The 670-nt window shown below is 48.8% G+C and carries 1 pseudogene; it reads left to right on the plus strand.

Annotated elements, in window-relative coordinates:
* Nucleotides 1-670 (plus strand): annotated as a pseudogene (locus tag R7093_RS25865) (phosphohydrolase); the annotation flags it as partial.

A 670-nucleotide genomic window follows, 5' to 3' on the forward strand; every position in this document is an offset into this window, starting at 1 on the left:
AGACTGTTTAGCAAATCTGAGTGGGAAGCAACACAGCAAACACAAGCAGAGCCACAGAGTCGCTCCAGTGAGCATTCAGACTTGCCTGAAGCGTCATCATCAATCGAACACGGCAATTCGGCTGAGTCGTCATCGACAAACTCGTCCGAACAAGATGATGAACTTCGTCTTGCTAGTGATGTTAATAACCCCCAGGCAAATGAAAATGCTCTAGGTGATGGATGTGAAAAGCCTAACAACTCATATGATGGCGCTATCTCAAATAACGTAAACCAGCACGATGCAGAAGCATTGAATCTGCCTGAATCTTTGGCATGGCTCCCAGAGGCCAGTAGCGCGCTGGTTGTGGTTGGTGAACAGATACTGATCCGCTATCCCGATGCCGTAAGACCTTGGTGTGCTCCCCGAAAACTGCTTGCTGAACTCAGTCGATTAGATTGGCTTGAACTAGATCCCGCAAACCCGACACGTAAGGCCAGAACTATTACTACGAAAGATGGCGTTCAGGAGCAAGGGTTGCTGCTGAAAGTATCGATTTCTAAAGGGCTTACTGCACTGATTGACCTTCTCAAACAAGACGCAGAATCAGCGGCAGCAATTCAGAACAAAGAGGCTTCACCGCGACCGAGTCGAACTGAGACAACCAATGCCCAAGCAAAAGAGCCCGCCA

It is taken from the genome of Vibrio sp. 1580, assembly GCF_033340055.1.